This is a genomic window from Herbaspirillum sp. CAH-3 (assembly GCF_009668275.1).
In the GTDB taxonomy this organism is placed as follows: domain Bacteria; phylum Pseudomonadota; class Gammaproteobacteria; order Burkholderiales; family Burkholderiaceae_D; genus Herbaspirillum; species Herbaspirillum aquaticum.
Map to the genome: position 1 here is coordinate 230,213 of NZ_VSWE01000004.1, position 24,631 is coordinate 254,843.

Here is a 24,631-nt window from a genome sequence, read left to right on the forward strand (position 1 = left end):
GAGAGCGTTGTGACGTCATGCGTCTGCGGAGCTCAGTTCATGGGCAGCAGATAGAGGAACATGCCGTCTTCGGATTTTGAGGCCTGGAATCCCAGTGCCGCAAACAGGCGCAGACTGGCCGTGTTCTCCGGCTTGATCCGGGCCACGATGGTTTTAGCTGCATGCTGGCTGGCGAAGTGGTCCAGCGCCATCTTCAGCAGCAGCTTGCTCTGACCACGGCCGCGTGCAGGCGCTGCCAGTACGATGCTGACCTCCCAGCGTCCAGCCTGCAGGTGATCGAAACGAATCATAGCCACAGGCCCGTCTTCGGTTTCTCCGATCAGGAGCAGCCGCGCCGGGTCGGACAATGCACGGGCATACCATGCCTCGTGGCCGGCGCTGTCGATCTCTGCCGTATTGCGTGACATGGCACGGGCTTGGACATCGTTGCGCCAATCAAGAATGGGTAGGCAATCCGCTGCGGTCGCGGGCCGGATACGCAACACCATCGATTCAGGCACTGTAGTAAGTGACGACGCGGGTGACAGCCTCAATGACGTCTTGGATATCGGAGTCGCTCATGCCCGGGAACATCGGCAGGCTGATCATGCGCAGGTGCGAATCTTCCGCCACCGGCCACTGGCCGCGTTCGTACCCAAGTGAAGCGTAGTGGCTCATCCAGGGGATGGGGACGTAGTGCACGTTGACTCCGATATTTTCAGCTCGCAGGGCTTCAAATACCTTATCGCGTCCGACACGCAGCGTCTCGGTATGCAGGCGAATGATGTAGAGGTGCCAGGCGGGGACGACATTCTGACGTACCGTCGGCAACTGCAGATGCGGCAGTTTGGCGAATGCCTCGTCGTAGCGGGCAGCGATTTGATGGCGACGATCAAGCCAGCGATCGAGCTTGCCCAGCTGGCTCAGGCCCAAGGCGCAATTAATGTCCGGAATTCGGTAGTTGTAGCCCAGCATGTTGACGTCGTATTGCCACGATTGCGTCTTCGAACGCTGGTGCAGATCAAGGTCGATGCCATGGTGACGGAAGGAGCGGATGCGCTTTGCGATAGCGGCATCTCGGGTCAGGATCATGCCGCCCTCGCCGGTGGTGACCTGTTTGACGGGATGGAAGCTCAGGGCCGTCATGTCGGCCAGCGTACCGACCTTGCGTCCCTTGTAGACGCCGCCCAGTGAGTGCGCGGCATCCGCGATGGTAACTAGTCCGTGCTTCTCGGCGATCGCGCCGATGGCATCGTGATCGGCAGGATGTCCGGTGAAATCCACCGAAATGATGGCTTTGGTTCTGGAGGTGATCTTGCGTTCGATATCGCTGGGATCAATGTTGAGCGTGTCTGGACTGAGGTCGGCAAAGACCGGTTTGCCCCCCATGTAGAGCACACAATTGGCGCTGGCCACAAACGAAATCGCCGGGACGATGACTTCGTCGCCCGCACTGATATTGGCCGCCCAGGTCGCAGCATGCAGTGCTGCCGTTCCCGTGTTGACCGCTACGCCATGTCCCGCGTGGGTGTAGGAGGCAACAGCGTCCTCAAACGCTTTGACCATCGGTCCGGTGGTGAGCCAATCTCCCTTTAGCACAGCATCCACAGCCCGGCGATCATCGTCATCGATGATCTGGCGTGCATAGGCTAGCATGGTTGCGCGGACAGGTTGTCCGCCTTCTACCGCTATTTTCGAAATCACTTAATCGCCCTGTGTAACGTGGTGTTTAATTCTAATTCTAGGTCTTTTAATGGGAATTATCGCATAGCGTTTCGGTCGCTCGTTACTTGTCGTCCATTCATTATCGCTGAAGCCTATCGCAACTCCAAAGAGAAGGATAATGTCTCACCCTGAAGGGGGTGACATTTTTGACAATCTTCTTTATCGTTTCAAAAAATTCTGCAGTTAGCATGAATCTTTTCCGGAGGCAATAAAACAAACGGCACCGCCTTATCAGATCATCCGTTCAGGTTTTCTCAAAGAAACATCGGGCCGCTCTCCATGCAGCGCGGTTCCGAGCGATGTCCACTCATCCACCCGCTCGCCACTTACTGCCTCTCATGACCATCTCCTCTTCCATCTTCAAAGCCTACGACATCCGCGGCATCATCGACAAAACCCTGGACGACCAGGTGGCCTTCCAGATCGGCCAGGCCTTCGGCGCCGCCGCCCTCGCCAAGGGCCAGAAGAAAGTCGTGATCGGCCGTGATGGCCGCCTTTCCGGCCCCTCCCTGTCGGCCGCGCTGGCCAAGGGCCTGCAGGCCGTGGGGGTGGACGTGATCGACCTGGGCATGGTCGCCACCCCCATGGTCTATTTCGGTACCCACGTGCTCGATACGCAATCGGGCATCATGGTCACCGGCAGCCACAACCCGCCGGACTACAACGGATTCAAGATGGTGCTGGCCGGTGAAGCCATTCACGGCGAGACCATCCAGGGCCTGTACCAGGCCATCGTCAAGGGCGAATTCCCGCAGGGCGCCGGCAGCTACAGCACGCACGACATCAAGGCGGCCTACATCGCCCGCATGATTTCGGATGTGAAACTGGCCCGTCCCCTGAAGATCGCCGTGGACTGCGGCAACGGCGTGGCCGGTGCCTTTGCCGGTGAAATCTACCGCGCGCTGGGCTGTGAAGTCACCGAACTGTTCTGCGAAGTGGATGGCAACTTCCCCAACCACCACCCGGATCCCGCACACCCGGAAAACCTGCAGGACCTGATCCGCTGCCTGCAAGAGACCGACAACGAACTCGGCCTGGCCTTCGATGGCGACGGCGACCGCCTGGGCCTGGTGACCAAGGATGGCCAGATCATCTATCCGGACCGCCAGCTGATGCTCTTCGCCGAAGACGTGCTCACCCGCAACCCGGGCAAGGAAATCCTCTACGACGTCAAATGCACCCGCCACCTGGCGCCCTGGATCACCGCGCGCGGCGGCCAGCCGCTGATGTGGAAGACCGGGCATTCCCTGGTCAAGGCCAAGCTGCGTGAAACCGGCGCGCCGCTGGGCGGCGAGATGAGCGGCCACATCTTCTTCAAGGACCGCTGGTTCGGCTTCGACGACGGCCTCTACGCCGGCGTACGCATGCTGGAACTGATGGCCCGCCAAAGCGATCCGTCGGCCGTGCTCAATGCCCTGCCGCAATCGGTGAGCACGCCGGAACTGCAACTGAAGCTGCAGGAAGGCGAGAACTTCGCGCTCATTGGCAAGCTGCAAAGCGACGCCAAGTTCGAGGGCGCCCAGGACATCATCACCATCGACGGCCTGCGCGTGGAATACGCCGACGGTTTCGGCCTGGCCCGTTCCTCCAACACCACGCCGGTGGTCGTGCTGCGTTTCGAGGCAGAGACGCCGCAAGCGCTGGAGCGCATCCAGGGTGAGTTCCGCAAGGTCATCCTGGCGGCACGCCCGGATGTGACCTTGCCGTTCTGACCGGCCGATGAGGTAAGATGCTGGCCCACCATTAAAGTCACGCCAACGTGGGTCAGCCTTGAAGATTCTTATCGTCCGTGTCTCCTCCCTGGGAGACGTCGTCCATAACATGCCGATGGTGGCGGACATCCATCGTCATTTCCCCGCTGCCCAGATCGATTGGGTGGTCGAAGAGGCGTACACCAGCCTGGTCGGCCTGAACGGCTACGTCCACAGCATCATTCCCATCGCCCTGCGCCGCTGGCGCAAGACCCTCTTCTCGGCGGCCACCCGCGCCGAGATCGGGGCTTTTCGCCGCAAGTTGCGCTGCGAGCGCTATGACCTCGTGTTCGATACCCAGGGCCTGCTCAAGACCAGCGTGGTCATGCGCATGGCGCGCCTGGCCCCGCAGGGCCGCCGTATCGGCCTGGCCAACGCGACAGAGGGTTCAGGATATGAACCTGTCTCCCGCATCTTCCACGACCAGAGCATCCCGGTGGGCCTGCATACGCACGCCGTGACCCGCGCCCGGCTGGTGGCGGCGGGGGCGCTGGGCTACCAGATGGAAGGGCAGCCCGACTTCGCCCTGCGGCCGCCCGAGCCGGCGCGCTGGGACTGGATGCCCGGGCAGCCCTATGTGGTTTTCTTCCACGGCACCGCCCGCGCGGCCAAGCAATGGCCGCAGGACCGCTGGATCCGGCTGGGCCAGGCCCTGGCCGCGCGTGGTATGCCGATCCTGCTGCCGTGGGGGAGTGCCAAGGAACAGCAAGCCGCGCAACAGCTGGCTGCCGGCATTCCCGGCGCCACCGTCCTGCCAGCCTTGCCGATGATGCAGGCCGTAGCACTGGTGCAGCAGGCGCGGCTGGTGATCGGGCTCGATACCGGCCTGACCCATATTGCCGCCGCCTATGGCCGGCCCACCATCGAGCTTTACTGCGACTCGCCGCGCTGGAAGACTGAAGGCAACTGGTCATCTTCCATCCGCAACCTGGGCGACCTGGGCAAGCCGCCCGCGGAGGATGAGGTGTTGCAGGCCGCGCTGGATCTGCTGGCCTGAACTTCATCGCCCGCGGCCGGCGCCACTTGGGCATGCGTTGAAGCAGATCAAAGGCCCCGCTCAAAGCGCCAACTTTGCGTGACGAGCCGCATCCAGCTTGCCTTCCGGACGTGCCGACGCGGCCGTCTTGGCCACACGGGCAGGGCGCTTGCGGGCATAATACGCGCCATGGAATCGCAAATTATCGAGATCGGCTTGACCGAATGGCAGGTCGACAATCCCAACCAGGAATGGATCACCGCGCTGGAAGCGGGTAAGGTGCTGTATTTCCCGCAGCTGGCATTCCAGCTCCTGGAGTCCGAGCGCAAGCTGCTCGATCCGGCCGTGCGCGACCCCAAGTCGCGCAATATCAGCCTGGATGCGCGTGGTCACATCAAGGGCGCCGCCGGCGGGACCGAGCAGCAGCTGGCCCTGGCCGCGATGGTCGGGCGTTTTCGGGAGCAGGCGCTGGCGCTGGTGCATACCTTGCTGCCGAAGTACCGGGATGCCTTGCGCATCGCCCCGACCAGCTACCGCCCGATGCAGGTGGAAACACGTGCCCAGTCCTGGCGTGCCGATGATCGCCGCATGCACGTCGATGCCTTCCCCTCCCGTCCCAACTATGGCGAACGCATCTTGCGCGTCTTCACCAACGTGAATCCGGACGGCGTGCCGCGTGTCTGGCGCGTGGGCGAGCCCTTCGAGACCGTGGCCCGGCGCTTTCTGCCGCGCGCCAAGCCCTACGTGCGCTGGCAGGCCAGTGTGCTCAAGGCGCTGCATGTGACCAAGTCGTTCCGTAGCGAATACGATCACCTCATGCTGCAGTTGCATGACGGCATGAAGGGCGACATGCAATACCAGCAAGACGCCCAGCAGGTGACCATGCCCTTTGCCGCCGGCTCGGTCTGGATCTGCTTCTCGGACCAGGCCTCGCATGCGGTGATGTCCGGCCAGTACATGATGGAACAGACCCTGCACCTGGCACCGGAACAACAATACGATCCGCAATCCAGCCCGCTGGCCATCTTGACGCGCCTGGTCGGCCATCCCCTGGTCTGAGATGCGGCTGCTGTATTCCTTCATCTGGTGGCTGATGCTGCCGCTGGTGCTACTGCGCCTGTGGTGGCGTGGTCGCAAGGAGCCCGGTTACCGCGCCCATGTGGGCGAACGCCTGGGTTTTTATTCGCAGGACGCCCGGCTGTCCGATCCCCAGGGGCGGTTCATCTGGGTGCACGCGGTCTCTGTGGGAGAGACGCGTGCTGCAGAGCCCCTCATCGATGCATTGCTCGCGCAGTATCCGCAGCACTCCGTCCTGCTGACCTGCATGACGGCAACCGGTCGCGCTACCGGAGCACAGGTCTTTGGCAGGCATGGCATGCGCGTGGTGCAGAGTTTCCTGCCGTACGACACAGGATGGATGTGCGCGCGTTTCCTGCGCCATTTTCGTCCCGCAGTGTGCGTGCTGATGGAAACGGAGGTCTGGCCCAATTTGATTGAACAATGTCGCCGTCACCAAGTGCCGATCATGTTAGCCAATGCCCGTCTTTCCGAACGTTCACTGCGGCGTGGTCGGCGTCTGGGCGCGCTGTTGCGGCCGGCGGCCGCGGCCATTGACGTGGTCGCAGCCCAGTCCGTGGCTGACGCCGACCGCCTGCGCGCCTTCGGCGCACGCCGCGTGGAAGTGACGGGCAGTCTCAAGTTTGATGTCCAGCCTCCGGTCGAGATGGTGGAGCGCGGCTTGGCCTGGAAGCGGGCGATTGGCCAGCGCAGGATCCTGCTCTGTGCCAGCACGCGCGAGGGCGAGGAAGCCTTGATCCTTGATGCGCTGGTCACGCTGGGATGTACTGACTGGCTGACCGTGATAGTGCCGCGCCATCCGCAGCGATTCGACGAGGTCGCGACGATGATTCAGTCGCGCGCGTTGCGGATGCGCCGACGTACTCAATTGGAGCAGGGTGGCCGCTGGGATGAGGTCGACGTCATGCTGGGCGACTCCATGGGTGAGATGTTCGCCTATTACGCACTTTGTGATGTCGCTTTTGTCGGAGGTAGTCTCTTGCCGCTGGGTGGGCAGAACCTGATCGAGGCGCTGGCGCTTGGCAAGCCGGTGCTGGTCGGAGAGTACACCTTCAACTTCGGAAGCATTACCGAAGAGGCCGTCCGGGACGGAGCAGCGCATCGGGTAGAAGATGCCCCGGCGCTACTGGGCCACTGGCTAAGCCTCATGGACGATCCGCAGCGCCTGTCTCGGATGTCCCAGGCGGCGGTCTCCTATGGTCTTCATCATCAAGGGGCCACTCTACGCAGCTTGGCACTGCTAGCGCCCCTGCTGCAAGAGCCTCAGTCGGCGCAGCGGTAGGCGTCCGCCGTTTCCTTCAAAGCGGTGTCGACCGACACTGGCGGTGACCATCCCAGCAACGCACGATTCTTTCCGATGTCCACTTGCAACGAGCCGCATAGACGTTGCGCCAAACCAGGCTTGCCCAGTGCGCGTGCGCCCAATGCCAGCATGGAGGCAGGCACGGGAAGAAGGATCGGACGCTTGTTCAATGCCCGTGCCGTGCGGCGCAGCAGAGCCGACGTCGAAAGATCTTCCCCATCAGAGGCGAGGAAGACCTGTCCGGCAGCGGCAGGATGGCGCAGGCAGACCACAATGAGGTCGACCAGGTTGGGCAAGGCGACCAGACTTCGCTGATTCCGTGTTATACCGCCCAGAGGCAGCGGTACTCCCTTGTCGATCCAGCGCATCATGCTCAGGAAATTGGCTTTGACCCCGGGGCCATATACCAGCACCGGACGAATAGCCACGACTTCCATGGTACTTGCCGTCCCGAGTTCAAACAGTTGTCGTTCTGCCTCAAGCTTGGAAATGCCATAAGGATCGGACGGCGTAGGCATGTCGTCTGCGCTGAAGGGGGCTCCCGGCAATGTCGCCTCTCCATTGACCTTCACGGAGCTGATGAAGATGAAGCGTTTCACCCCCGCTGTATGGGCCTGTTGCGCCAGTGAGAGCGTGCCATTGACATTGGTCCGGCGGAACTCCTCCATCGGATTGGCGGCAGTATCGTGCATCACATGCACACGTGCCGCGCAATGGATGACAGCGTCAATGCCTTCGAGCGCATTACGCCAGTCGGTGTCTTCGTTGAGATCGCCGACAAGGACATACTCGACACCCGGCAGCGGAGCCGGCGGGGGGCGTCGAACTGCGGCGCGCAGCCTTGCGGTCGAGACGCCAGGTTCCTTGATCAACCTGGCAAGTACTGCGCTCCCGACGAAGCCAGTTGCGCCAGTGATGAGAATGTTCATGGAGTGGCCTTTGGTTTTTCTCGGTTCTGCTTCTTGTTGCTTGCTTCGTGGGAACGACCAGCGGCGCGGCTTGCCCAGTGGTCAAGCATCAGGTCGCGTGATGCCGACGGGACTCGATCCGCTGCGGCCTGGCCAGGCTGAAATCCTCCGGTTCGGGCTTGGCGCCACATGCCTCCTGTTCCAGATAGACCCAGTCCACGATCTCGCCGGTCGGCGAGTATCCTGAGATGAATTCCAGAAGCATGCTTCGGATGGTATCCACCTCATTCTTGACAATAGCTTCCAGCAGCAAGCTCAGCTTGGGTTCCAGCACCTGCCAGTCGACGAACTCCTCGCGGGCCTTCATGATGCGCGGATGCTGGGTGGGCATCGGATTGTCACCGATCAGAAGCTCCTCGTAGAGCTTTTCTCCCGGTCGCAGACCGGCAATATGGATCTCGATGTCGCCGTCAGGACGGCGGTCGTCGCGTACGGTGAGGCCGGACAATTCCACGATTCTGCGAGCCAGGTCGATGATCTTGACCGGGCTACCCATATCCAGCAGAAAGACATTGCCGCCGCTTCCCGCCATCGCTCCTGCCTGGATCACCAACTGGGCTGCCTCCGGAATCGTCATAAAGTAACGGGTGATGTCCGGGTGCGTAAGGGTAATCGGGCCACCGTCACGAATCTGCTGACGGAACTTCGGCACGACCGAGCCGGATGAGCCCAGGACGTTACCGAAACGAACCATCGTGAAGCGGGTCTTGTCGGTCGAGGCAGCAATGGCTTGCAGCACCATCTCGGCCAGACGTTTGCTGGCGCCCATGATGTTGGTGGGACGCACGGCCTTATCAGTACTGACCAGAACAAAGTCCGCAACCCCGGCGGCCTCGGCCGCACGGGCGGTGTTGAGCGTGCCGAATACGTTGTTCTTGATTCCTTCCGCGGGGTTGTGCTCGACCAGCGGCACATGCTTGTAGGCTGCAGCATGGTAGACCGTGTTGGGAGCCCACGTCGACAAGATCTGATGCATCCGTTTGCCATCCTGGACCGAGGCCAGCAGCGGGACGATGGCGATATCGCGGCCGGCCAGTTTTTCTTCCAGCTCCTGGTGGATCTGATAGAGGGCAAATTCGCTCTGTTCCACCAGCAACAAGGTCTGTGGGCCAACGTTGATGATCTGTCGGCACAACTCGCTGCCGATGGAGCCCCCGGCTCCGGTTACCAGCACTACCTTGTCCTGCACGTTCTTGACCAGCAGCAAGTGATTCGGGGCCACCGGTTCCCGGCCCAGGAGATCATCGATATCCAGATCCCGCAAATCGGAAATGCTGACCTTGCCTTGCGCCAGGTCGGTCATGCTGGGCAAGGTACGCACGGCGACATGGGCCGACTGGATCTGTTGCAGGATGGCATTGCGCCGTTTGCGCGTGATCCCGGGCATGGCCAGCAATACGGCCGAGATACCCAGGGTCGAGACCAGCGCCGGCAGATCGTGCGGATTGTGGATGGGCAAGCCATTGAGGATATGACCATGAAGCCGATCGTCATCGTCGAGAAAACCGGCGACTCGCATCTCAAGATTGTTGGTCATGGCCATGGCCAGCTGGCGGCCGCTCAGGCCGGCGCCGTAGATCAGCACTTTCGCCCGCTTGCCGTTCTTGACGATGCTACGGTACTGGTCTCCCAGCCAGACGTGCGCCAGCGCGCGCGATGCGCCCACCGTGAACAGCAGGAGGATGGGCTGAATCAGGCCGATGGTACGCGGCACATCGGGCACACTGACGACGGTGAAGATGCTTGCGTAGATCAGGCCATAAATGCCGATCGCGCGTCCCACCGCCAGCAGCGCAGGCCAGCCGCTGTATCGGAAAATGGCCCGGTAGAGACCCGATATGATGAAGATCGGCAATGCGACTGCTACCGAAACATACGCGGCCATGAGTGCATTGCCTGAGAGGTAGACTAAGTCGCCCAAGCGTAAATAATAAGCTAGCCAGACGCAGAGTATGCACAGGCAGAGATCGAGGGTAATTGCAATGAGCCGTTTGGCTAAACGCGGCAGCGCCAGAAGCGGGACCGCGAGCTTGAGCAGAGGCTTCTTTAACATAAGTATGGTGACCAGCAATAGGATGGCGCAGGCAGCCAGCGCGAACGGGCCATATGGCTATCAACATCAGAACACTGAAGCAGCATAGTCGCTACAGCGCCGAGATACCTCGACCTGTTGAGAGACCGCGAGATCGTCAGTTCATTCTTTAAGGAGGGCTGAATAGAATAGATTTTGTCGAACCTTGCGTGCTTGAGCGGTTTGCCATTTGTAATGGTGAGAATACGTTAACGAGTCAGCATTTTGCCACACACCAGCAGTGGAGAGAAATCTCATGCGATGGGAGTGTGTGCATTCCATCAAACACTTTTTCCGTGCAAAAAGAAAACGCCCGGCCAACGCTTGACCGGGCGACAGGCTGGACGTGCAAGGAGCGTCGGATCAGCCAGATACGGACGGTGGAACTGAATTTTCCTGAAGACCGCCACCGAGCGCCTTGTACAGATCAATTGCGTTGTTTAGACGCAACTGCCGCGCCTGAATCAACGCCTGCTGCGCCGAGAACAGGTCACGTTGCGCATCGAGCTGATCCAGCGAAGAGGCAATGCCATTCTTGAACCGCAGGTCGGTCAGCTTCAGGCGTTCCTGCTGTGCTGCCAGGAAAGCTTCCTGGGCCTTGACCTGGTCATCCAGCGTACCACGCGCCACCAGGGCGTCGGCCACTTCGCGGAAAGCCGTCTGGATGGTTTTCTCGTAAGTGACCACAGCCTTGTTCTTGCGTACCTCGGCCAGATCCAGATTGGCACTGTTACGGCCGAAGTCGAAGATCGGCAACGACAGCGAGGGACCAAAACTCCACGCCCCGGAACCCGATTCGAACAAACCGCCCAGCGTGCTGCTGGCACTGCCGAAGCTGCCGGTGAGCGAAATGCGCGGGAAAAATGCCGCCCGCGCCGCGCCGATGTTGGCATTGGCGGCGAGCAGGCTCTGCTCGGCCGAGCGGATGTCCGGACGATTGGTCAGCAGGTCCGAAGGCAGGCCGGCCGGAATATCAGTCACGATCTTTTCATCCGACAGCAGCTGCGCCGGCGGCAGGTCGCCGACCTTCTTCCCGACCAGCAGTGTCAGCGCATTCTCGGCCTGCGCGCGCTGGCGTTCCAGCTGGGACTTCGATACCCGCGCCGACTCCACCAGTGTTTGCGTCAGGCGGAAATCCAGCGCCGAACTGGCGCCCACGTCGAGGCGCTTTTGCGCCAGGTCGAGGTTGGCCTCGCGCGATTTGAGCGTGTCATTGGCCAGTTGCAGCTGTTCCGCATAGGAACGCTCGGACAGGTAAGCCTGGGCCACCTGTGCAATCAGGCTGATCTGTGCCGACTTCTGCGCTTCTTCGGTGGAGAGATAGGTCGCCAGTGCCGCATCCTTCAAGCTGCGCACACGGCCGAAGAAGTCCAGCTCGTAGGCCGGAACCGCCAGGCCTACCTGATAGCTGTTGCTGATGAACGGCTGCCCGGTCAGCGATTGGCTGGCCGCAGTGCGCGAGCGGGCGGCATTGCCGGTGACGTTCAGGTTGGGCAGCAGGTCAGCCCGGGCGATCTGGTACTGGGCGCGCGCTTCCTCGATATTGAGCACGGCAGTACGCAGGTCACGGTTGTTCTCCAGGGCAGCCGCGATCAGTTGCTGCAGACGCTGGTCCGGGAAGAACTGGCGCCAGCCCAGGTTGACGGCCTGCAGTTCGGCACGGCCCGCGGCATCTGCCGGGTAGGCCGTCTCCACCGGAGCTTGCGGACGGTCATAGGTGGGGGCCAGCGAGCAGCCCCCCAATACGCCGGCCACCATCAGCGCTGCGCACAATTGCAGCAGGCGAGGCGAGCGCGGCAACGACAGATTAGCCATTGTCATTCTCCACTATTGATCTTGGGCGAGTGGTCGGCGTCAAACTTGCGCTGACGCTCGCTGCCCTTGAAAATCTTGCGCACGACCACGAAGAAGATCGGCACCAGGAACACGGCCAGCACGGTAGCGGTGATCATGCCGCCCATCACGCCGGTACCGATGGCGCGTTGGCTGGCCGAACCGGCGCCAGAGGCGATGGCCAGCGGCAGCACGCCAAGGATGAAGGCCAGCGAGGTCATGATGATCGGACGGAAGCGCAGGTGCACCGCCTCCAATGTCGCTTCAATCAATCCCTTGCCCTGCGCCTGCAGATCCTTGGCGAACTCGATGATCAGAATCGCGTTCTTGGCCGACAGACCCACCACCGCAATCATCCCCACCTTGAAGTACACGTCGTTGGGCATGGCGCGCAGCGTCACACCGAGCAGGGCACCGAGGATACCCAGCGGCACCACCAGCATCACCGCCAGCGGGATCGAGGTGCTTTCATAAAGCGCTGCCAGCACCAGGAACACGGCGATGAGCGACAGGGCATACAGCGCCGGGGCCTGGTTGCCGGAGGTCTTTTCTTCCAGCGACTGGCCGGTCCATTCGAAACCGAAGCCCGGCGGCAGCTTGGCCACATAGGATTCCATCTCGGCCATGGCTTCACCGGTACTGCGGCCAGGCGCCGCGCCGCCGGCGATCTTCATGGCCGGATAGCCGTTGTAGCGGATCAGCTGCACGGGACCGTTGATCCACTTGGCCGTCACGAATGCCGAGAAGGGCACCATGCCACCATTGGCGTTGCGGGCGTACAGGTTGGTCAGATCTTCAGGTTGCAGTCGACGGTTGGCATCGGCCTGCACGATCACGCGCTGCTGGCGGCCCAGGTTGGGGAAGTCGTTCACATAGGACGAACCCAGCGCCGTGGAGAGCACGCTGTTGATCGTCGAGAACGGCACGCCCAGCGCATTGGCCTTGTCGCGGTCGATGTCCAGTTGCAGCTGCGGCGCATCTTCCAGACCTTCCGGACGCACACCGGCCAGCACCTTGCTCTGCGAAGCCATGCCCAGGATCTGGTTGCGGGCCTGTACCAGGGCGGCGTGGCCCAGGCCGGCACGGTCCTGCAGACGGAAGGTGAAGCCCGTTGCATTACCCAGTTCCGGGATCGGCGGCGGATTCAGCGGGAAGACGATCGCGTCCTTGATCTGCGAGAAGGCACCGAAAGCCTTGCCGGCAATCGCATCAGCCGATTGCGACTTGTCGCGCTCGGACCAGTCCTTCAGCGGGGTAAACACCAGCGCCGCGTTCTGGCCATTGCCCGAGAACGAGAAGCCCAGCACGGCAATGGCGTGTTCGACCGCCGGATCCTTGAGGTAGTGCTGCTCAATCTTCTTGACCACCTCCAACGTACGCGCCGTACTTGCACCCGGCGGCAGCTGGACGTTGGTGATGATGTAGCCCTGGTCTTCGTTGGGCAGGAAGGAAGCCGGCAATCGCACGTACAGCAAGCCCACGCAGGCCACGATGACCACGTAGACGATCATGTAGCGACCGGCCTTGTTGAGCATCTTGCCGATCACGCCCTGATAGCTGTTGGCGGTGGTGTTGAACTTGCGGTTGAACCAGCCGAAGAAACCCTTCTTCTCGTGGTGGTGACCCTTCTCCACCGGCTTGAGGATGGTCGCGCACAGTGCCGGCGTGAGGGTGAAGGCCATCAGCACCGAGAACACCATGGAAGCCACCATCGACAGCGAGAACTGGCGATAGATCGCGCCCACGGCGCCACCGAAGAAGGCCATCGGGATGAACACCGCAATCAGCACCAGGGTGATACCGATCAGCGCGCCGCTGATCTGGCCCATGGCCTTGCGGGTCGCGTCAGCCGGCGAGAGGCCTTCCTCGCTCATGATGCGTTCGACGTTTTCCACCACCACGATCGCATCGTCGACCAGGATACCAATGGCCAGCACCATGCCGAACATGGTCAGCACGTTGATCGAGAAGCCGAACAACAGCAGCGTGGCAAAGGTTCCCAGCAGCGCCACCGGCACCACGATGGTCGGGATGATGGTGTAGCGGATGTTCTGCAGGAACAGGAACATCACCAGGAACACCAGCACGATGGCTTCGATCAGGGTCTTGACCACTTCCTCGATCGAGATCTTGACGAACTTGGAGGTGTCGTAGGGGATGGTGTACTTCACACCGGCCGGGAAATACTTGGCCAGCTCTTCCATCTTCTTGTGCACGGCGGTGGCAGTGCCGAGCGCGTTGGCAGTCGGCGAAAGCTGCACGCCGATGAACGACGAAGGCTTGCCATCCAGGCGGCCGGACGTGTCATAGCTCTGGCCACCGACTTCGATGCGGGCCACATCACGCAGGCGCACGCTCGAACCATTGGCATTGGCGCGCAGCACGATGTTGCCGAACTGCTCGGGCGAAGTCAGCTGGCCGTTGACCACCACGGTGGCCGCGATCTGCTGGGTGCCCGGGCTGGGCAGGGCGCCCAGGGTACCGCCGGCCACCAGTGCATTCTGCGCCTGGATCGCTGCGGTCACATCCGCGGGGGTCAGGCTCAGGCCGATCAGCTTGTTCGGGTCGATCCAGATGCGCATGGCGCGTTCGGTACCGAACAACTGCGCCTGGCCCACACCAGGCACGCGCTTGATTTCGTTCAAGACGTTGCGTGACAGGTAGTCACCCAGCGCCACCGGATCGAGCTTGCCATCGGTGGAAGACAAACCGATGAAGAGCAGGAAGTTGGAACGCGACTTGGTCACCTGCACGCCCTGTTGCGTCACGGCCGCCGGCAGGCGGGCCTCGACGCGCTTGAGGCGGTTCTGCACATCCACCGCCGCCAGGTCCGGATTGGTTTCCGGCGAGAAGGTGATGGTGATCTGCACCTGGCCGTTGGCCTGGCTTTGCGACTCGATGTATTGCAGGCCATCGGCGCCGTTCATTTCCTGTTCGATCAGGCTGGTCACCGAATCGTCCAGGGTCTGCGCGGTCGCACCCGGATAAGTGGCCGTGACCACGATGGTCGGCGGCGCGATGCTGGGGTACTGGGCCACCGGCAAGCCGGTAATGGCCAGCGCACCGGCCAGCATGATGAAGATCGCTAGCACCCACGCAAATACGGGGCGATCAATAAAGAACTTTCCCATCTGGCAGCCTCTTAGTTAGCTTTCGGTTGGGCGCTCGCCTCTTGCTTGGCCGGCTGGCCAGAAGCTTGTGCGGGAGCGCCCGCGGGATTCCATTGGACCGGCTTGACGGTGGCGCCCGGGCGGACCTTCTGCAGGCCTTCCACGATGACGCGATCACCTTCCTTCAAGCCATCGATGACCTGCCAGTTGTTGCCGCGTGCACCGCCCGTCTTGACCGGACGCGCCTCGACCTTGCTCTCGGCATTGACCACCATCACCGAGGAGCCGCCGGCATCACGCATCACCGCTTGTTGCGGCACCAGCAGGGCTTGTTCGTCCACGGCTTGCTCGATCTTGGTCCGCACGTAGGTGCCCGGCAGCAGCAGGCGCTTGGGGTTGGGGAATTCGGCGCGCAGCGAGACCGAACCGGTGCTTTCATCCACGCTGATGTCGGAGAAGAGCAGCTTGCCCGGCTGTTCATAAGCCTGGCCGTTTTCCAGTACCAGGGTCACGCTGGCCTTGTTGTCGCCCACGCTCTTGAGTTGACCGGCAGCCATGGCCTGCTGCAGCTTCAACAGGTCGGCGCTGGACTGGGTCACGTTGACGTAGACCGGATCGAGCTGCTGCACCAGGGCCAGCTGGGTGGCATCACCCTGGCCCACCAGCGCACCTTCGGTCACCAGCGCGCGGCCGATGCGGCCGGAGATGGGCGAGGTCACGGTGGCATAACCCAGGTTCAGGTTGGCAGTCTGCACCGCTGCCTTGCCGGCGGCGACATCGGCTTCGGCCTGCTTCTGGGCGGCCACGGCGTTGTCATATTCCTGCTTGGAGACGGCGTTGACTTCCACCAGCGGCTTGTAGCGCTGCGCGGTCAGCGAGGTCTGCGTCAGGTTGGCCTGGGCGCGTGCCAGCGTGGCTTGTGCGCTTTCCAGGCTGGCCTTGTACTGGGCCGGGTCGATCTTGAAGAGCACCTGGCCCTCCTTGACCTCGCTGCCTTCCTTGAAGACGCGCTTTTGCACGATGCCTGCGACTCGTGCACGCACCTGCGCCACGCGGAAGGCTTCCACCCGGCCCGGCAGTTCATTGGTGATGGCCACGCGCTGCGGGGCGATGGTCACCACCGACACCTCGGCCGGCGGCATCTGGCCGCCTTGCGCGGCGGGTTTCTGTCCGCAGGCAACCAGCGCGGCGGCAACGGCGACGGTCATGGTGAGGCGCGTGAAACGACTGACTGAGCTCATAGATATCTCGCACGAAAGTAAAGTTGAAGCCGCCAGGGGCGGCGATGAAACGAATTCGGTAGAACCGGTCACGACGATGATGCTGTGCCTGTCATCCGTTGATGGAGGGGATGGATGAGCCGGGCCACAGATTGTTGCAATGCAAAAAAAGTCCCCACCCCCCTTAGGCCAGGGTGATGAATTTTTTTGCAGATGATGAACGGCAGGAACTTGAAGCGGATGCTATTATACATACATCCATGAATGTATGTATTTCTTCCAGACATCACATTAATTTATCAAACTTGTTTGAAACGGCGTAGCAAAATATGAGCGATTCCTTGCATTTTGGTTCGAAAGCTACTGTGATGCCGTTTCCGCTGGTCTGAACCCGAGCTCTTCCATGCCTCCAGGCTATTGGCCGAGCTGCTGGGAAGACGAATTTGACGCCCTGATATTGTGCACGAAACTTACTTACTTCTTCATGACCGTGACTGCTCTCATGAAGCCTTCGACCAAATTCCGCCGCTTGCGGGTGATGTGCATCCGCAACACGGCTGCCCCATGGTGCGCCTGAAGGCCGGCGCCATGGGCATTTCCCGGGGAGCTTGCTGACATGGCCCGTTCGACCAAGGAAGAAGCGCTGGAAACGCGCGCCCGCATCCTCGATGCGGCCGAGCAGGTGTTCCACGAGCGCGGTGTCTCGCAGACATCGCTGGCCGATGTGGCCAAGGCTGCCGAAGTCACGCGCGGAGCGATCTACTGGCATTTCAAGAACAAGAGCGACTTGTTCGACGCCATGTGTGAACGCGTGCGCCTGCCCATGGAAGCGGTGCTGGAAGAAAACGCCAGCCCGCAGGTGGAAGACCCGCTGGGGCAATTCCTGCGCAGTGGCATCTACGTGCTCACCATGGCCGCGACGGACGAGCGATGCCGGCGCGTGTTCGACATCATCTTCAACAAGTGTGAATTCGCCGACGCCCACGACCCCATCCTGATTCGCCAGCGCGAATGCCATGTGGACGGCCTGCTGCGGCTGGAGCAGATCCTGCTCAATGCGGTGGCACGCGGCCAGCTTCCGGCGACGCTCGATATCCGCCTGGCCTGCCTGGCGGCGCACGCCACCTTCAGCGGCTTGCTGACGGACTGGTTCTTTTCCCCCGACAGTTTCGACCTGGTCAAGGATGGCGAGCGCATCCTGGCGGCTTCGCTGTACGCGCTCAAGACCGCACCGTCGCTGCAGAAAGCGTAGCCCGGCCAAGCACGATAAAACCTTGCGGTTTTCAGGCGATATGAAGAATCAGGATAAAACGGAAGGGAATTGAGGCAGGCCGGAGAACCCGGCCCCCGCCTGACCGGCCTGCGCCATGTGCATGACGCCCGCCGGCCAGAATGCGATATGAATCAATAAACCAAAAAAACCGGCTCAATAGGTCGGCATCGAAGGATCCACCTGGGCCGCCCAGGCGTGCACGCCTCCGCTCAGGTTGATGACCTTGGTGAACCCCTGGCGCTCCAGGAAGGCAGCCACCTGCATGCTGCGGCCACCGTGATGGCAGATGCAGACCACCGGTTGTTCCTCGTCCAGCTCCGAGAAGCGGCCGGGAATGGTGTTCATCGGAACCAGCTGCGAGCCGGCGATGTGGCAGGTCTGGTGTTCCCAGGGTTCACGCACATCCAGCAGCAGGGGCGTGGGGCGCTCCGGATCGTTGATCCAGGCCGCCAGTTCCGGGGCAGAGATGTGCTCCATGATGCTTTTCCTGTCTCGGCCTGGCGGCTCAGAACGTGAAGTGGGACGGCGTGATCGCTGCATGCAGCGGCTTGGCCAGGGTTTCCACGATGTTGACGGTCTCGAAGGCGTGTTCCGAGGTGCGGGTGATCAATTGCAGTTCCATCACCGGGGCCGAACCGACGATGGCCAGCAGGCGGCCGCCGATCTTGAGTTGCTTGCCGAAGGCTTCCGGCAGCAGCGGCAGCGAGCCCGAGATGACGATCACGTCGTATTCGCCAGCCTTGCCATCGGCGCCGGTCCAGCCTTGCGCGCCATTGCCCAGTTGCACGTCGACGTTGGCCACGCCGTAGTCCGACAGGTTCTGCTCGGCCAGGGACTTCAGTTCCGGCGAGATTTCCACGGACGTCACGTGACGCGCCTTGTGCGCCAGCAGGGCCGCCATGTAGCCCGAACCTGCGCCGATTTCCAGCACGTATTCGTGCTTCTTCACATTGGCTTCCTGCAGGATGCGCGCTTCGATCTTGGGGGCCAGCATGTTTTCACCACCCGGCAGCGGGATCTCGGTGTCGAAGAAGGCCAGGCTGCGATAGGCGGCCGGGACGAATTCTTCACGCTTGACGACCATCAGCAGGTCCAGCACGTCTTGCGCCAGCACGTTCCAGGGGCGGATTTGCTGCTCGATCATGTTGAAGCGGGCTTGTTCGATATTCATGGCGTTGGCTCGATCTAATCTAATAGCGACGGAAAGGCAGCATTTTAGCAAACACCGCCCAGCTAATCAGCCCATCTATGCGCTGAAAAAGCCGCCGGAGGCGCTTCTGTTGCCGGTTTTCCTCAATGCAATGCGAGCGCGGCAGGCCCGCGTCAGGCTTTGAGCCCGTTCAGGCAAAGGTCGATCATGCTCTCCAGGTAGGCCAGCGGATCGATGGGCGTGGCCGCGCAGGGTGCGAGTGACTGCTCCCACAGCATCAGCATGATGAGGGGCGCGACGATGACTTTCTTCATGGCATCGGCGTCGACCCGGCGGAATTCCCCGCGCGCCATGCCGCGTTCGAGCACGCGCACCACGGTCGCATCCCCGCGCGCGGTGACTTCATCATGGTAGAAGCGCGCCAGTTCGGGGAAGTTGCCGGATTCGGCCACCATCAGCTTGGCGATGCCGACCACGCCGGAGTGCGAGGCGGATTGCCACCAGTGCAGGATGAGGTCGCGCAGCAGCTCGGCACTGCTGCCGGCGTGGCCCTCGATGCGGGCTTCGGCCTGATCCAGCAGGGGCAGCACGTTGGTGCGCACCACCGACTTGAAGAGGCTTTCCTTGCCATCGAAGTAGAGATAGAGCGTGCCCTTGGAGACGCCCGCGCGGGTGGCGACGTCTTCGAGGCGGGTAGCGGCATAACCGCGTTCGACGAACAGCTCCAGGGCCGCCGCCAGCAATTCCTGGGGGCGGTCTTGCTTGCGTCGTTCCCAACGCGGTTCTTTGGCCGATGCAGACATGAGAAACAAGATTACCGGGACGGGGCACTGTAAGTGGCAAGCCGCGCCGGCGTCAAGCGGCCAGATCAAGAGTGGCCAGGTCAAGCCACCGGTACCGCGTGCCGCCCGATGCACTACAATGCAGTCCCCCAGCGCCACCCTCCACCAGGAAAGTCCATGAACTGCCGAGACGCATGCGGCGCCTGCTGCATCGCCCCTTCCATCACCAGCCCGATACCCGGCATGCCCGATGGCAAGCCGGCTGGCGTGCCGTGCGTGCAACTGGGCGAGGACATGCGCTGCAAGATCTTCGGCCAGCCCGAACGCCCGGACTTCTGTGCGGGCCTGCAGCCTTCGGTGGAGATGTGTGGAGAGAACCGCGGTCAGGCCATCGCCTGGCTCAGTGAACTGGAGACGCTGACGGCGCCGGGCAGCCAAGCTGGCCGGCGACGGGAGAGCACCTGAAGCGGGAAGCCTGTCTAGAAAGCTTCCTCGCGCCGCCGTCGGGCTTCTTCGCGGATATCCTCGATGAGCCGGCGGGTATCCACCTTTTCCTTGAGGTGTGCGGCATGGGCTTCACGGCTGATGGGAGCGATGGTAGTGAGCTCCTTCAGATCGGCAGTACTTTCTTCGTGTCGATGATGCACCGCTGCTCCTGTGTCGATAGGGGGAGGGAGGAACTCTGCCTTTGTACCACGGATCGGGCGCCTTTGGCGAGTTTGGCATCAAATGACTGCTGATGTCGGGCCGATGCGCCCCGTTCCGGTGCTCAGGGGAAGATTTCCGCCAGCCGCTCGCTCGGACGCACCAGCAACGTGCCTTTGGGCGCCACCACGATGGGGCGGTTGATGAGGATGGGATGTTCCAGCATGGCGTCGATGAGCTGCGCGTCCGTCACACCTTCGGCATCCAGCCCCAGTTCCTTGTAAAGCGCTTCCTTGCTGCGCACCACCTCGCGCACCGGCACTCCCATGGCCTTGATGAGGCCTTCGAGCGTGGCGCGGTCGGGCGGATTCTTCAGGTATTCGATGATGGTCGGCTCCACGCCGCCATCGCGCAGCCCTTGCAGGACATTGCGTGAGGTGCCGCACTTGGGGTTGTGATAGATCGTGATGCCGGTGTTGGTGCTCATATCGTTCGTTGGAAGAGGGAATAAAAAATTCATCTTAGCGCGCTTAGCTGACAGCAAAACGTCAGTTTTGTCACCCTGCTAAGGTAAAATCCATTTTTGTTGCAGCGCACCGAGTGCACTTTTTTCAGCCACTCGTGGTCGAAAGGCCGCTTTACGGCGAAGAAATTCATTCCGGATGGCCCTTCAACCGCATTTTTGCAGGGTTCGGCCGTCGCCGGCGTCCGGAAAACCGTCCATTGCTTCCTGTTTGCGTGGCCACTGGCACCCAACGAAGCGGATCGGCGGGCTTTCGGGCCTGAAAGCAGCCATTTTCCTTCATTTCCCTTCAACCCCACATCAACAGCCACCCACAGCACCCGTATGGATACTCTCCTCGCGCTCAAGGCGCTCATCATGGGCATCGTCGAAGGCCTGACCGAATTCCTGCCCATTTCCTCCACCGGCCACCTGATCCTGGCCAACAGCCTGCTGCAGTTCACCGGCCCCGACTTTTCCAAGGAAAAGGCCGATGTCTTCGAGATCGTCATCCAGGCCGGCGCCATCCTGGCGGTGTGCTGGGAGTACCGGGTACGCATCGCCACCGTCTTGACCGGCATGTTTTCTGACCGCAAGGCCCAGCGCCTGGTGATCAACCTGATCGTGGCCTTCCTGCCGGCAGCCATCCTGGGCTTCCTGTTCAGCCGCCGCATCAAGGAGGTGCTGTTCAACCCGGTCTCGGTGGCCATCGCCTTCATCGTCGGCGGCCTCATCATCCTGTGGGTGGAACGCCGCAACAAGGACCGCATGAGCATGGCCTCGGCGCGCGTGGAAACGGTGGATGACATGACCCCGCTGGATGCCCTGAAAGTCGGCATTGCCCAGGCCTTCGCGCTGATCCCCGGGACCAGCCGCTCGGGTGCCACCATCATCGGCGGCATGATGTTCGGCCTGTCGCGCAAGGCGGCGACCGAATTCTCGTTCTTCCTGGCCATCCCGACCCTGTTTGCTGCCACCATCTATTCGCTCTACAAGGAGCGCGCCCTGCTATCGGCGGCCGACGTGCCGCTGTTTACCGTGGGCACCGTGGCCGCCTTCGTCTCGGCCTTCCTGTGCGTGCGCTGGCTCCTGCGCTACATCAGCTCGCACGATTTCACCATCTTCGCCTGGTATCGCATCGTCTTCGGCATCATCGTCCTGGTGACCGCCTATACCGGCGCCGTTGCCTGGGTGGAGTGATCCCCCGGCGCCTGGCCCCGTGCATGGCATGCGCGGGCGTCAGGCGCCTGTCAGCCAGCGCCCGGGCGGGCGCGGTACACTGCAGCACCCGTGGCCGGCCTCGCTGCCGGCGGCGGCGACAACATCTCTTTCGCCAACTCCCTTCAGAGCACACACCCCATGGCCAACGTCTGCAGCGCCGGGCTTGATATCGGCTTTGCCTCCCTCAGTTACGCGCAGATCGGTTTCCTCGGCATCGTCCAGGGCATCACCGAACTGCTCCCCATTTCATCGACCGCCCACATGCGCGTGGTGCCGGCCTTCCTCGGCTGGCATGATCCGGGTTCGGCCTTCTCCGCGGCCATGCAGCTGGCCGCGCTGGCGGCCGTCATCAGCTACTTCCGGCGCGATGTGAGCGCCGTCACCGGCGGCAGCCTGGCCGCCTGGCGCCGCCGCGATTTCAGCGATCCCATGTTCAAGCTGGCCGTGGCCATCATCCTGGCCACCATCCCCATCGGCATTGCCGGGCTGGCGTTGTCGCATGTCTTGAATGCCTGCGGCTCGCCGCTGCGCAGCCTGACCGTGATCGGCTGGTCCTGCATCGTCATGGCGGTCTTGCTGGCGATTTCCGAACTGGTCTGCCGCCATCGCCGCAGCGTCGACCAGATGCGCCTGCGCGATGCCTTGATCGTCGGCCTGGCCCAGGTCGGTGCGCTGATCCCGGGCGTCTCGCGTTCCGGTTCCACGCTCACGGCCGCGCTGTTCCTGAACTTCCGCCGGGAGGAAGCGGCACGCTTTTCCTTCCTGCTGGGTTTGCCCGCCATCGCCCTGGCCGGATTGAAGGAACTGGCCGTATTGCTGCACGCCCATATCCCGCTGGAAGCCTGGGGCGTCCTGCTCTTCGGGCTGGCCGTGGCGAGTGTTTCGGCCTTTGCCGCCATCTGGGGGTTGATGAAATTCCTGGAGCGTTTCTCGACATGGCCCTTCATCGTCTATCGAGCTGCGCTGGGCGTTTTCCTGCTGTTGGCGGTGTCGCGAGGCTGGCTGCAATAAAATAGCGCCTTCGCTACGCAGCAGCTTCAGGTTTTTCCATGGTCGATTTCGATTCCCTGCCTCCCGGCGCCACCCAGCAAGAACGTGCATTGCACGTGCTGGAGACGGTGTTCGGCTACTCGTCCTTCCGCGGTCACCAGGGCGAGATCGTCCAGCACGTCGCCGGGGGCGGGGATGCCCTCGTGCTCATGCCCACCGGCGGCGGCAAGTCGCTCTGCTACCAGGTGCCGGCGCTGCTGCGCGAGGGCACCGGCGTGGTGGTCTCGCCCTTGATTGCGCTCATGCAGGACCAGGTCGATGCGCTGGCCGAAGTCGGTGTGCGGGCGGCCTTCCTCAATTCCACCCAGAGTTTCGACGAAGCCCTGCAGATCGAGCGCCGCCTGCGCCAGGGCGACCTGGACCTGCTTTATGTCGCTCCCGAACGCCTGATGACGCCGCGCTGCCTGGACTTGCTGGAGTCGGCCCGCATCTCGCTCTTCGCCATCGATGAGGCGCACTGCGTCTCGCAATGGGGGCATGATTTCCGTCCGGAATACATCAAGCTCTCGATACTGCACGAGCGTTTCCCGCAGGTCCCGCGCATCGCGTTGACGGCCACGGCCGACCAGCAGACCCGCGAAGAAATCATCCATCGCCTGCAACTGGAAGATGCGCGCCAGTTCGTCTCCTCCTTCGATCGTCCCAACATCCGCTACCAGATCGTGGAAAAGGCCAATGGCCGCAAGCAGTTGCTGGACTTCATCAAGAGCGAACACCCCGAAGACGCCGGCATCGTCTACTGCCTCTCGCGCAAGAAGGTCGAAGAGACGGCCGAGTTCCTGCGTGGCGAAGGCCTCAATGCGCTGGCCTATCACGCCGGCATGGACTACGCGCTGCGCACCAAGAACCAGGCGCGCTTCCTGCGGGAAGACAAGATCGTGATGGTCGCCACCATCGCCTTCGGCATGGGCATCGACAAGCCCGACGTGCGTTTCGTCTGCCACCTCGATTTGCCCAAGAGCGTGGAAGGCTACTACCAGGAGACCGGCCGCGCCGGCCGCGACGGCCTGCCCGCCGACGCCTGGATGGCCTACGGCTTGCAGGACGTGGTGCAGCAGCGCCGCATGATCGACGAATCCGAAGCCGACGAGACCTTCAAGCGCGTGCTCGGCACCAAGCTCGACGCCATGCTCTCCCTGTGCGAGACGCTGCACTGCCGGCGCGTGCACCTGCTGGACTATTTCGGCGAGAAATCCAGCCCCTGCGGCAATTGCGACACCTGCCTCACGCCCCCGGTCTCCTTTGATGCCACGGTCGAGGTACAGAAACTGCTCTCCACCGTCTATCGCGTCGAACAGCGCTTCGCCCCCGGCCATGTGATCGAGGTGCTGCGCGGCATCGATGGCGAGCGCGTCAAGCAATGGCGTCACGATCAGCTTTCCGTTTTTGGCGTGGGCAGCGATCGCGGCGAGGCGGAATGGCGCGCCATCCTGCGTCAGGTGATCGCGCTGGGTTTGCTGACAGTGGACGCCGAGAACTACAGCGCCCTCAAGCTCACCGAGGCCGCGCGCCCGGTGCTGCGCGGTGAACAGCAGGTGCAGCTGCGGCGCTATCGCAAGCCGGAAAAAGCCAAGCGCAGCTCGCAGCGCTCCAGCTTCGTCGAGACCGACCTCAGCAGCCAAGAGCAGGCGCTCTTCGAGAAGCTGCGCTGGTGGCGCATGGAAACCGCGCGCACGCACAACGTGCCGGCCTACGTCATCTTCCACGATGCCACCATGCGCGAGATCGCCAAGGCCCGGCCGCAGTCGCTGGACGACCTGCGCCACGTCACCGGCGTGGGTGAAAAGAAGCTGGAAACCTATGGCGCCCAGATCATCGACCTGATCGCCGGCATGGAGTCGGCCGACGCCTGAGGGGGCGGCGGCAATTCTCCCTGATTCTCGTCAACTCCCTTCATTCCCTCCGCCATCCGCACCAGCGCTGTGCAGCGCCGGGCGGGCGTTTGCGGCTGACGTTGCTGCCGTAACACAACTTTCCTTCATACGGCACTTTTAC

General features: G+C 62.2%; 21 protein-coding genes. 9 read left to right on the forward strand and 12 right to left on the reverse strand.

From position 1 onward, the window contains the following. Positions 1–32: 32 nt before the first annotated feature. On the reverse strand, positions 33–488 hold the full coding sequence (locus tag FYB76_RS07110; protein WP_195724587.1) for a GNAT family N-acetyltransferase: 456 nt from the start codon (positions 486–488) through the stop codon (positions 33–35). A gap of 4 nt (positions 489–492) precedes the next feature. Beyond that, positions 493–1,635, reverse strand: a complete 1,143-nt coding sequence (pseC, locus tag FYB76_RS07115) for a UDP-4-amino-4,6-dideoxy-N-acetyl-beta-L-altrosamine transaminase (protein WP_154133155.1) — start codon at positions 1,633–1,635, stop codon at positions 493–495. A gap of 407 nt (positions 1,636–2,042) precedes the next feature. On the opposite strand from pseC, the gene FYB76_RS07120 reads away from it, so the two are divergent. From FYB76_RS07120 to waaA, 4 genes are all read left to right on the forward strand, one after another. After that, on the forward strand, positions 2,043–3,416 hold the full coding sequence (locus FYB76_RS07120) for a phosphomannomutase/phosphoglucomutase (protein ID WP_154133156.1): 1,374 nt from the start codon (positions 2,043–2,045) through the stop codon (positions 3,414–3,416). 58 nt (positions 3,417–3,474) lie between these two features. Next, positions 3,475–4,452, forward strand: coding sequence for a lipopolysaccharide heptosyltransferase I (gene waaC, locus FYB76_RS07125; RefSeq protein WP_154133157.1), 978 nt, complete (start codon positions 3,475–3,477; stop codon positions 4,450–4,452). Between the two features lie 168 nt (positions 4,453–4,620). Beyond that, positions 4,621–5,490, forward strand: coding sequence for a Kdo hydroxylase family protein (locus FYB76_RS07130; RefSeq protein ID WP_154133158.1), 870 nt, complete (start codon positions 4,621–4,623; stop codon positions 5,488–5,490). A gap of 1 nt (position 5,491) precedes the next feature. Then, complete coding sequence (gene waaA / locus FYB76_RS07135; protein WP_154133159.1) at positions 5,492–6,790, forward strand: lipid IV(A) 3-deoxy-D-manno-octulosonic acid transferase; 1,299 nt, start codon at positions 5,492–5,494, stop codon at positions 6,788–6,790. On the opposite strand, the gene FYB76_RS07140 is transcribed toward waaA, so the two are convergent. The 5 genes from FYB76_RS07140 to FYB76_RS07160 all read right to left on the reverse strand — a co-directional run bounded on the left by FYB76_RS07140 (position 6,772) and on the right by FYB76_RS07160 (position 16,034). Further along, positions 6,772–7,740 carry an SDR family oxidoreductase gene (locus FYB76_RS07140; RefSeq protein WP_154133160.1) on the reverse strand — a complete coding sequence of 323 codons (969 nt, stop codon included), beginning with the start codon at positions 7,738–7,740 and terminating at the stop codon, positions 6,772–6,774. The genes waaA and FYB76_RS07140 overlap by 19 nt on opposite strands. 88 nt (positions 7,741–7,828) lie before the next feature. After that, complete coding sequence (locus FYB76_RS07145) at positions 7,829–9,832, reverse strand: nucleoside-diphosphate sugar epimerase/dehydratase (RefSeq protein ID WP_154133161.1); 2,004 nt, start codon at positions 9,830–9,832, stop codon at positions 7,829–7,831. A gap of 381 nt (positions 9,833–10,213) precedes the next feature. Then, complete coding sequence (locus tag FYB76_RS07150; RefSeq protein ID WP_154133162.1) at positions 10,214–11,665, reverse strand: efflux transporter outer membrane subunit; 1,452 nt, start codon at positions 11,663–11,665, stop codon at positions 10,214–10,216. Between the two features lie 2 nt (positions 11,666–11,667). Then, entirely contained in the window at positions 11,668–14,814 is a 3,147-nt protein-coding gene (locus tag FYB76_RS07155) for an efflux RND transporter permease subunit (RefSeq protein WP_088756512.1), read from the reverse strand. Between the two features lie 11 nt (positions 14,815–14,825). Further along, positions 14,826–16,034 carry an efflux RND transporter periplasmic adaptor subunit gene (locus FYB76_RS07160; RefSeq protein WP_088756511.1) on the reverse strand — a complete coding sequence of 403 codons (1,209 nt, stop codon included), beginning with the start codon at positions 16,032–16,034 and terminating at the stop codon, positions 14,826–14,828. A gap of 595 nt (positions 16,035–16,629) precedes the next feature. On the opposite strand from FYB76_RS07160, the gene FYB76_RS07165 reads away from it, so the two are divergent. Next, positions 16,630–17,265: a TetR family transcriptional regulator gene (locus FYB76_RS07165; RefSeq protein ID WP_088756510.1), complete on the forward strand. Its 636-nt coding sequence runs from the start codon at positions 16,630–16,632 to the stop codon at positions 17,263–17,265. 174 nt (positions 17,266–17,439) lie between these two features. Here FYB76_RS07165 and FYB76_RS07170 read toward each other — a convergent pair whose 3' ends face one another. The 3 genes from FYB76_RS07170 to FYB76_RS07180 form a co-directional block, all read right to left on the reverse strand. Then, positions 17,440–17,763, reverse strand: a complete 324-nt coding sequence (locus FYB76_RS07170) for a rhodanese-like domain-containing protein (protein ID WP_088756509.1) — start codon at positions 17,761–17,763, stop codon at positions 17,440–17,442. Positions 17,764–17,791: 28 nt separating this feature from the next. Further along, a complete protein-coding gene (locus FYB76_RS07175) occupies positions 17,792–18,457 on the reverse strand; it encodes a protein-L-isoaspartate O-methyltransferase (RefSeq protein WP_154133163.1) in 666 nt (221 codons plus the stop codon). A 152-nt stretch (positions 18,458–18,609) separates the two neighbouring features. Continuing rightward, entirely contained in the window at positions 18,610–19,239 is a 630-nt protein-coding gene (locus FYB76_RS07180; protein ID WP_154133164.1) for a TetR/AcrR family transcriptional regulator, read from the reverse strand. A gap of 156 nt (positions 19,240–19,395) precedes the next feature. Here FYB76_RS07180 and FYB76_RS07185 point away from each other — a divergent pair, with 156 nt between their 5' ends. Next, a complete protein-coding gene (locus tag FYB76_RS07185) occupies positions 19,396–19,683 on the forward strand; it encodes a YkgJ family cysteine cluster protein (RefSeq protein ID WP_154133165.1) in 288 nt (95 codons plus the stop codon). 14 nt (positions 19,684–19,697) lie between these two features. Here FYB76_RS07185 and FYB76_RS07190 read toward each other — a convergent pair whose 3' ends face one another. Further along, entirely contained in the window at positions 19,698–19,865 is a 168-nt protein-coding gene (locus tag FYB76_RS07190; RefSeq protein WP_008325257.1) for a hypothetical protein, read from the reverse strand. 122 nt (positions 19,866–19,987) lie between these two features. After that, positions 19,988–20,350, reverse strand: coding sequence for an arsenate reductase (glutaredoxin) (gene arsC / locus FYB76_RS07195; protein ID WP_154133166.1), 363 nt, complete (start codon positions 20,348–20,350; stop codon positions 19,988–19,990). A gap of 360 nt (positions 20,351–20,710) precedes the next feature. Between arsC and FYB76_RS07200 the strand changes: the two genes are divergently transcribed. The 3 genes from FYB76_RS07200 to recQ all read left to right on the forward strand — a co-directional run bounded on the left by FYB76_RS07200 (position 20,711) and on the right by recQ (position 24,489). Then, the gene (locus FYB76_RS07200) at positions 20,711–21,565 is read left to right on the forward strand and encodes an undecaprenyl-diphosphate phosphatase (RefSeq protein WP_088756504.1); all 855 of its coding nucleotides are present in this window, start codon (positions 20,711–20,713) and stop codon (positions 21,563–21,565) included. A 159-nt stretch (positions 21,566–21,724) separates the two neighbouring features. Further along, a complete protein-coding gene (locus tag FYB76_RS07205) occupies positions 21,725–22,597 on the forward strand; it encodes an undecaprenyl-diphosphate phosphatase (RefSeq protein ID WP_154133167.1) in 873 nt (290 codons plus the stop codon). A gap of 38 nt (positions 22,598–22,635) precedes the next feature. Further along, entirely contained in the window at positions 22,636–24,489 is a 1,854-nt protein-coding gene (gene recQ, locus FYB76_RS07210; protein WP_154133168.1) for a DNA helicase RecQ, read from the forward strand. Positions 24,490–24,631 lie beyond the last annotated feature (142 nt).

What these genes read in the sequence shown, in the direction of transcription:
- FYB76_RS07145 (WP_154133161.1), bottom strand. Translation starts at nt 9,832, where the DNA reads ATGTTAAAGAAGCCTCTGCTCAAGCTCGCGGTCCCGCTTCTGGCGCTG.
- FYB76_RS07205 (WP_154133167.1), top strand. Translation starts at nt 21,725, where the DNA reads ATGGCCAACGTCTGCAGCGCCGGGCTTGATATCGGCTTTGCCTCCCTC.
- pseC (WP_154133155.1), bottom strand. Translation starts at nt 1,635, where the DNA reads ATGCTAGCCTATGCACGCCAGATCATCGATGACGATGATCGCCGGGCT.
- FYB76_RS07170 (WP_088756509.1), bottom strand. Translation starts at nt 17,763, where the DNA reads ATGGAGCACATCTCTGCCCCGGAACTGGCGGCCTGGATCAACGATCCG.
- arsC (WP_154133166.1), bottom strand. Translation starts at nt 20,350, where the DNA reads ATGAGCACCAACACCGGCATCACGATCTATCACAACCCCAAGTGCGGC.
- FYB76_RS07185 (WP_154133165.1), top strand. Translation starts at nt 19,396, where the DNA reads ATGAACTGCCGAGACGCATGCGGCGCCTGCTGCATCGCCCCTTCCATC.
- FYB76_RS07110 (WP_195724587.1), bottom strand. Translation starts at nt 488, where the DNA reads ATGGTGTTGCGTATCCGGCCCGCGACCGCAGCGGATTGCCTACCCATT.
- FYB76_RS07120 (WP_154133156.1), top strand. Translation starts at nt 2,043, where the DNA reads ATGACCATCTCCTCTTCCATCTTCAAAGCCTACGACATCCGCGGCATC.
- FYB76_RS07150 (WP_154133162.1), bottom strand. Translation starts at nt 11,665, where the DNA reads ATGGCTAATCTGTCGTTGCCGCGCTCGCCTCGCCTGCTGCAATTGTGC.
- FYB76_RS07160 (WP_088756511.1), bottom strand. Translation starts at nt 16,034, where the DNA reads ATGAGCTCAGTCAGTCGTTTCACGCGCCTCACCATGACCGTCGCCGTT.
- FYB76_RS07130 (WP_154133158.1), top strand. Translation starts at nt 4,621, where the DNA reads ATGGAATCGCAAATTATCGAGATCGGCTTGACCGAATGGCAGGTCGAC.
- FYB76_RS07200 (WP_088756504.1), top strand. Translation starts at nt 20,711, where the DNA reads ATGGATACTCTCCTCGCGCTCAAGGCGCTCATCATGGGCATCGTCGAA.
- FYB76_RS07165 (WP_088756510.1), top strand. Translation starts at nt 16,630, where the DNA reads ATGGCCCGTTCGACCAAGGAAGAAGCGCTGGAAACGCGCGCCCGCATC.
- FYB76_RS07155 (WP_088756512.1), bottom strand. Translation starts at nt 14,814, where the DNA reads ATGGGAAAGTTCTTTATTGATCGCCCCGTATTTGCGTGGGTGCTAGCG.
- recQ (WP_154133168.1), top strand. Translation starts at nt 22,636, where the DNA reads ATGGTCGATTTCGATTCCCTGCCTCCCGGCGCCACCCAGCAAGAACGT.
- FYB76_RS07180 (WP_154133164.1), bottom strand. Translation starts at nt 19,239, where the DNA reads ATGTCTGCATCGGCCAAAGAACCGCGTTGGGAACGACGCAAGCAAGAC.
- FYB76_RS07140 (WP_154133160.1), bottom strand. Translation starts at nt 7,740, where the DNA reads ATGAACATTCTCATCACTGGCGCAACTGGCTTCGTCGGGAGCGCAGTA.
- waaA (WP_154133159.1), top strand. Translation starts at nt 5,492, where the DNA reads ATGCGGCTGCTGTATTCCTTCATCTGGTGGCTGATGCTGCCGCTGGTG.
- FYB76_RS07175 (WP_154133163.1), bottom strand. Translation starts at nt 18,457, where the DNA reads ATGAATATCGAACAAGCCCGCTTCAACATGATCGAGCAGCAAATCCGC.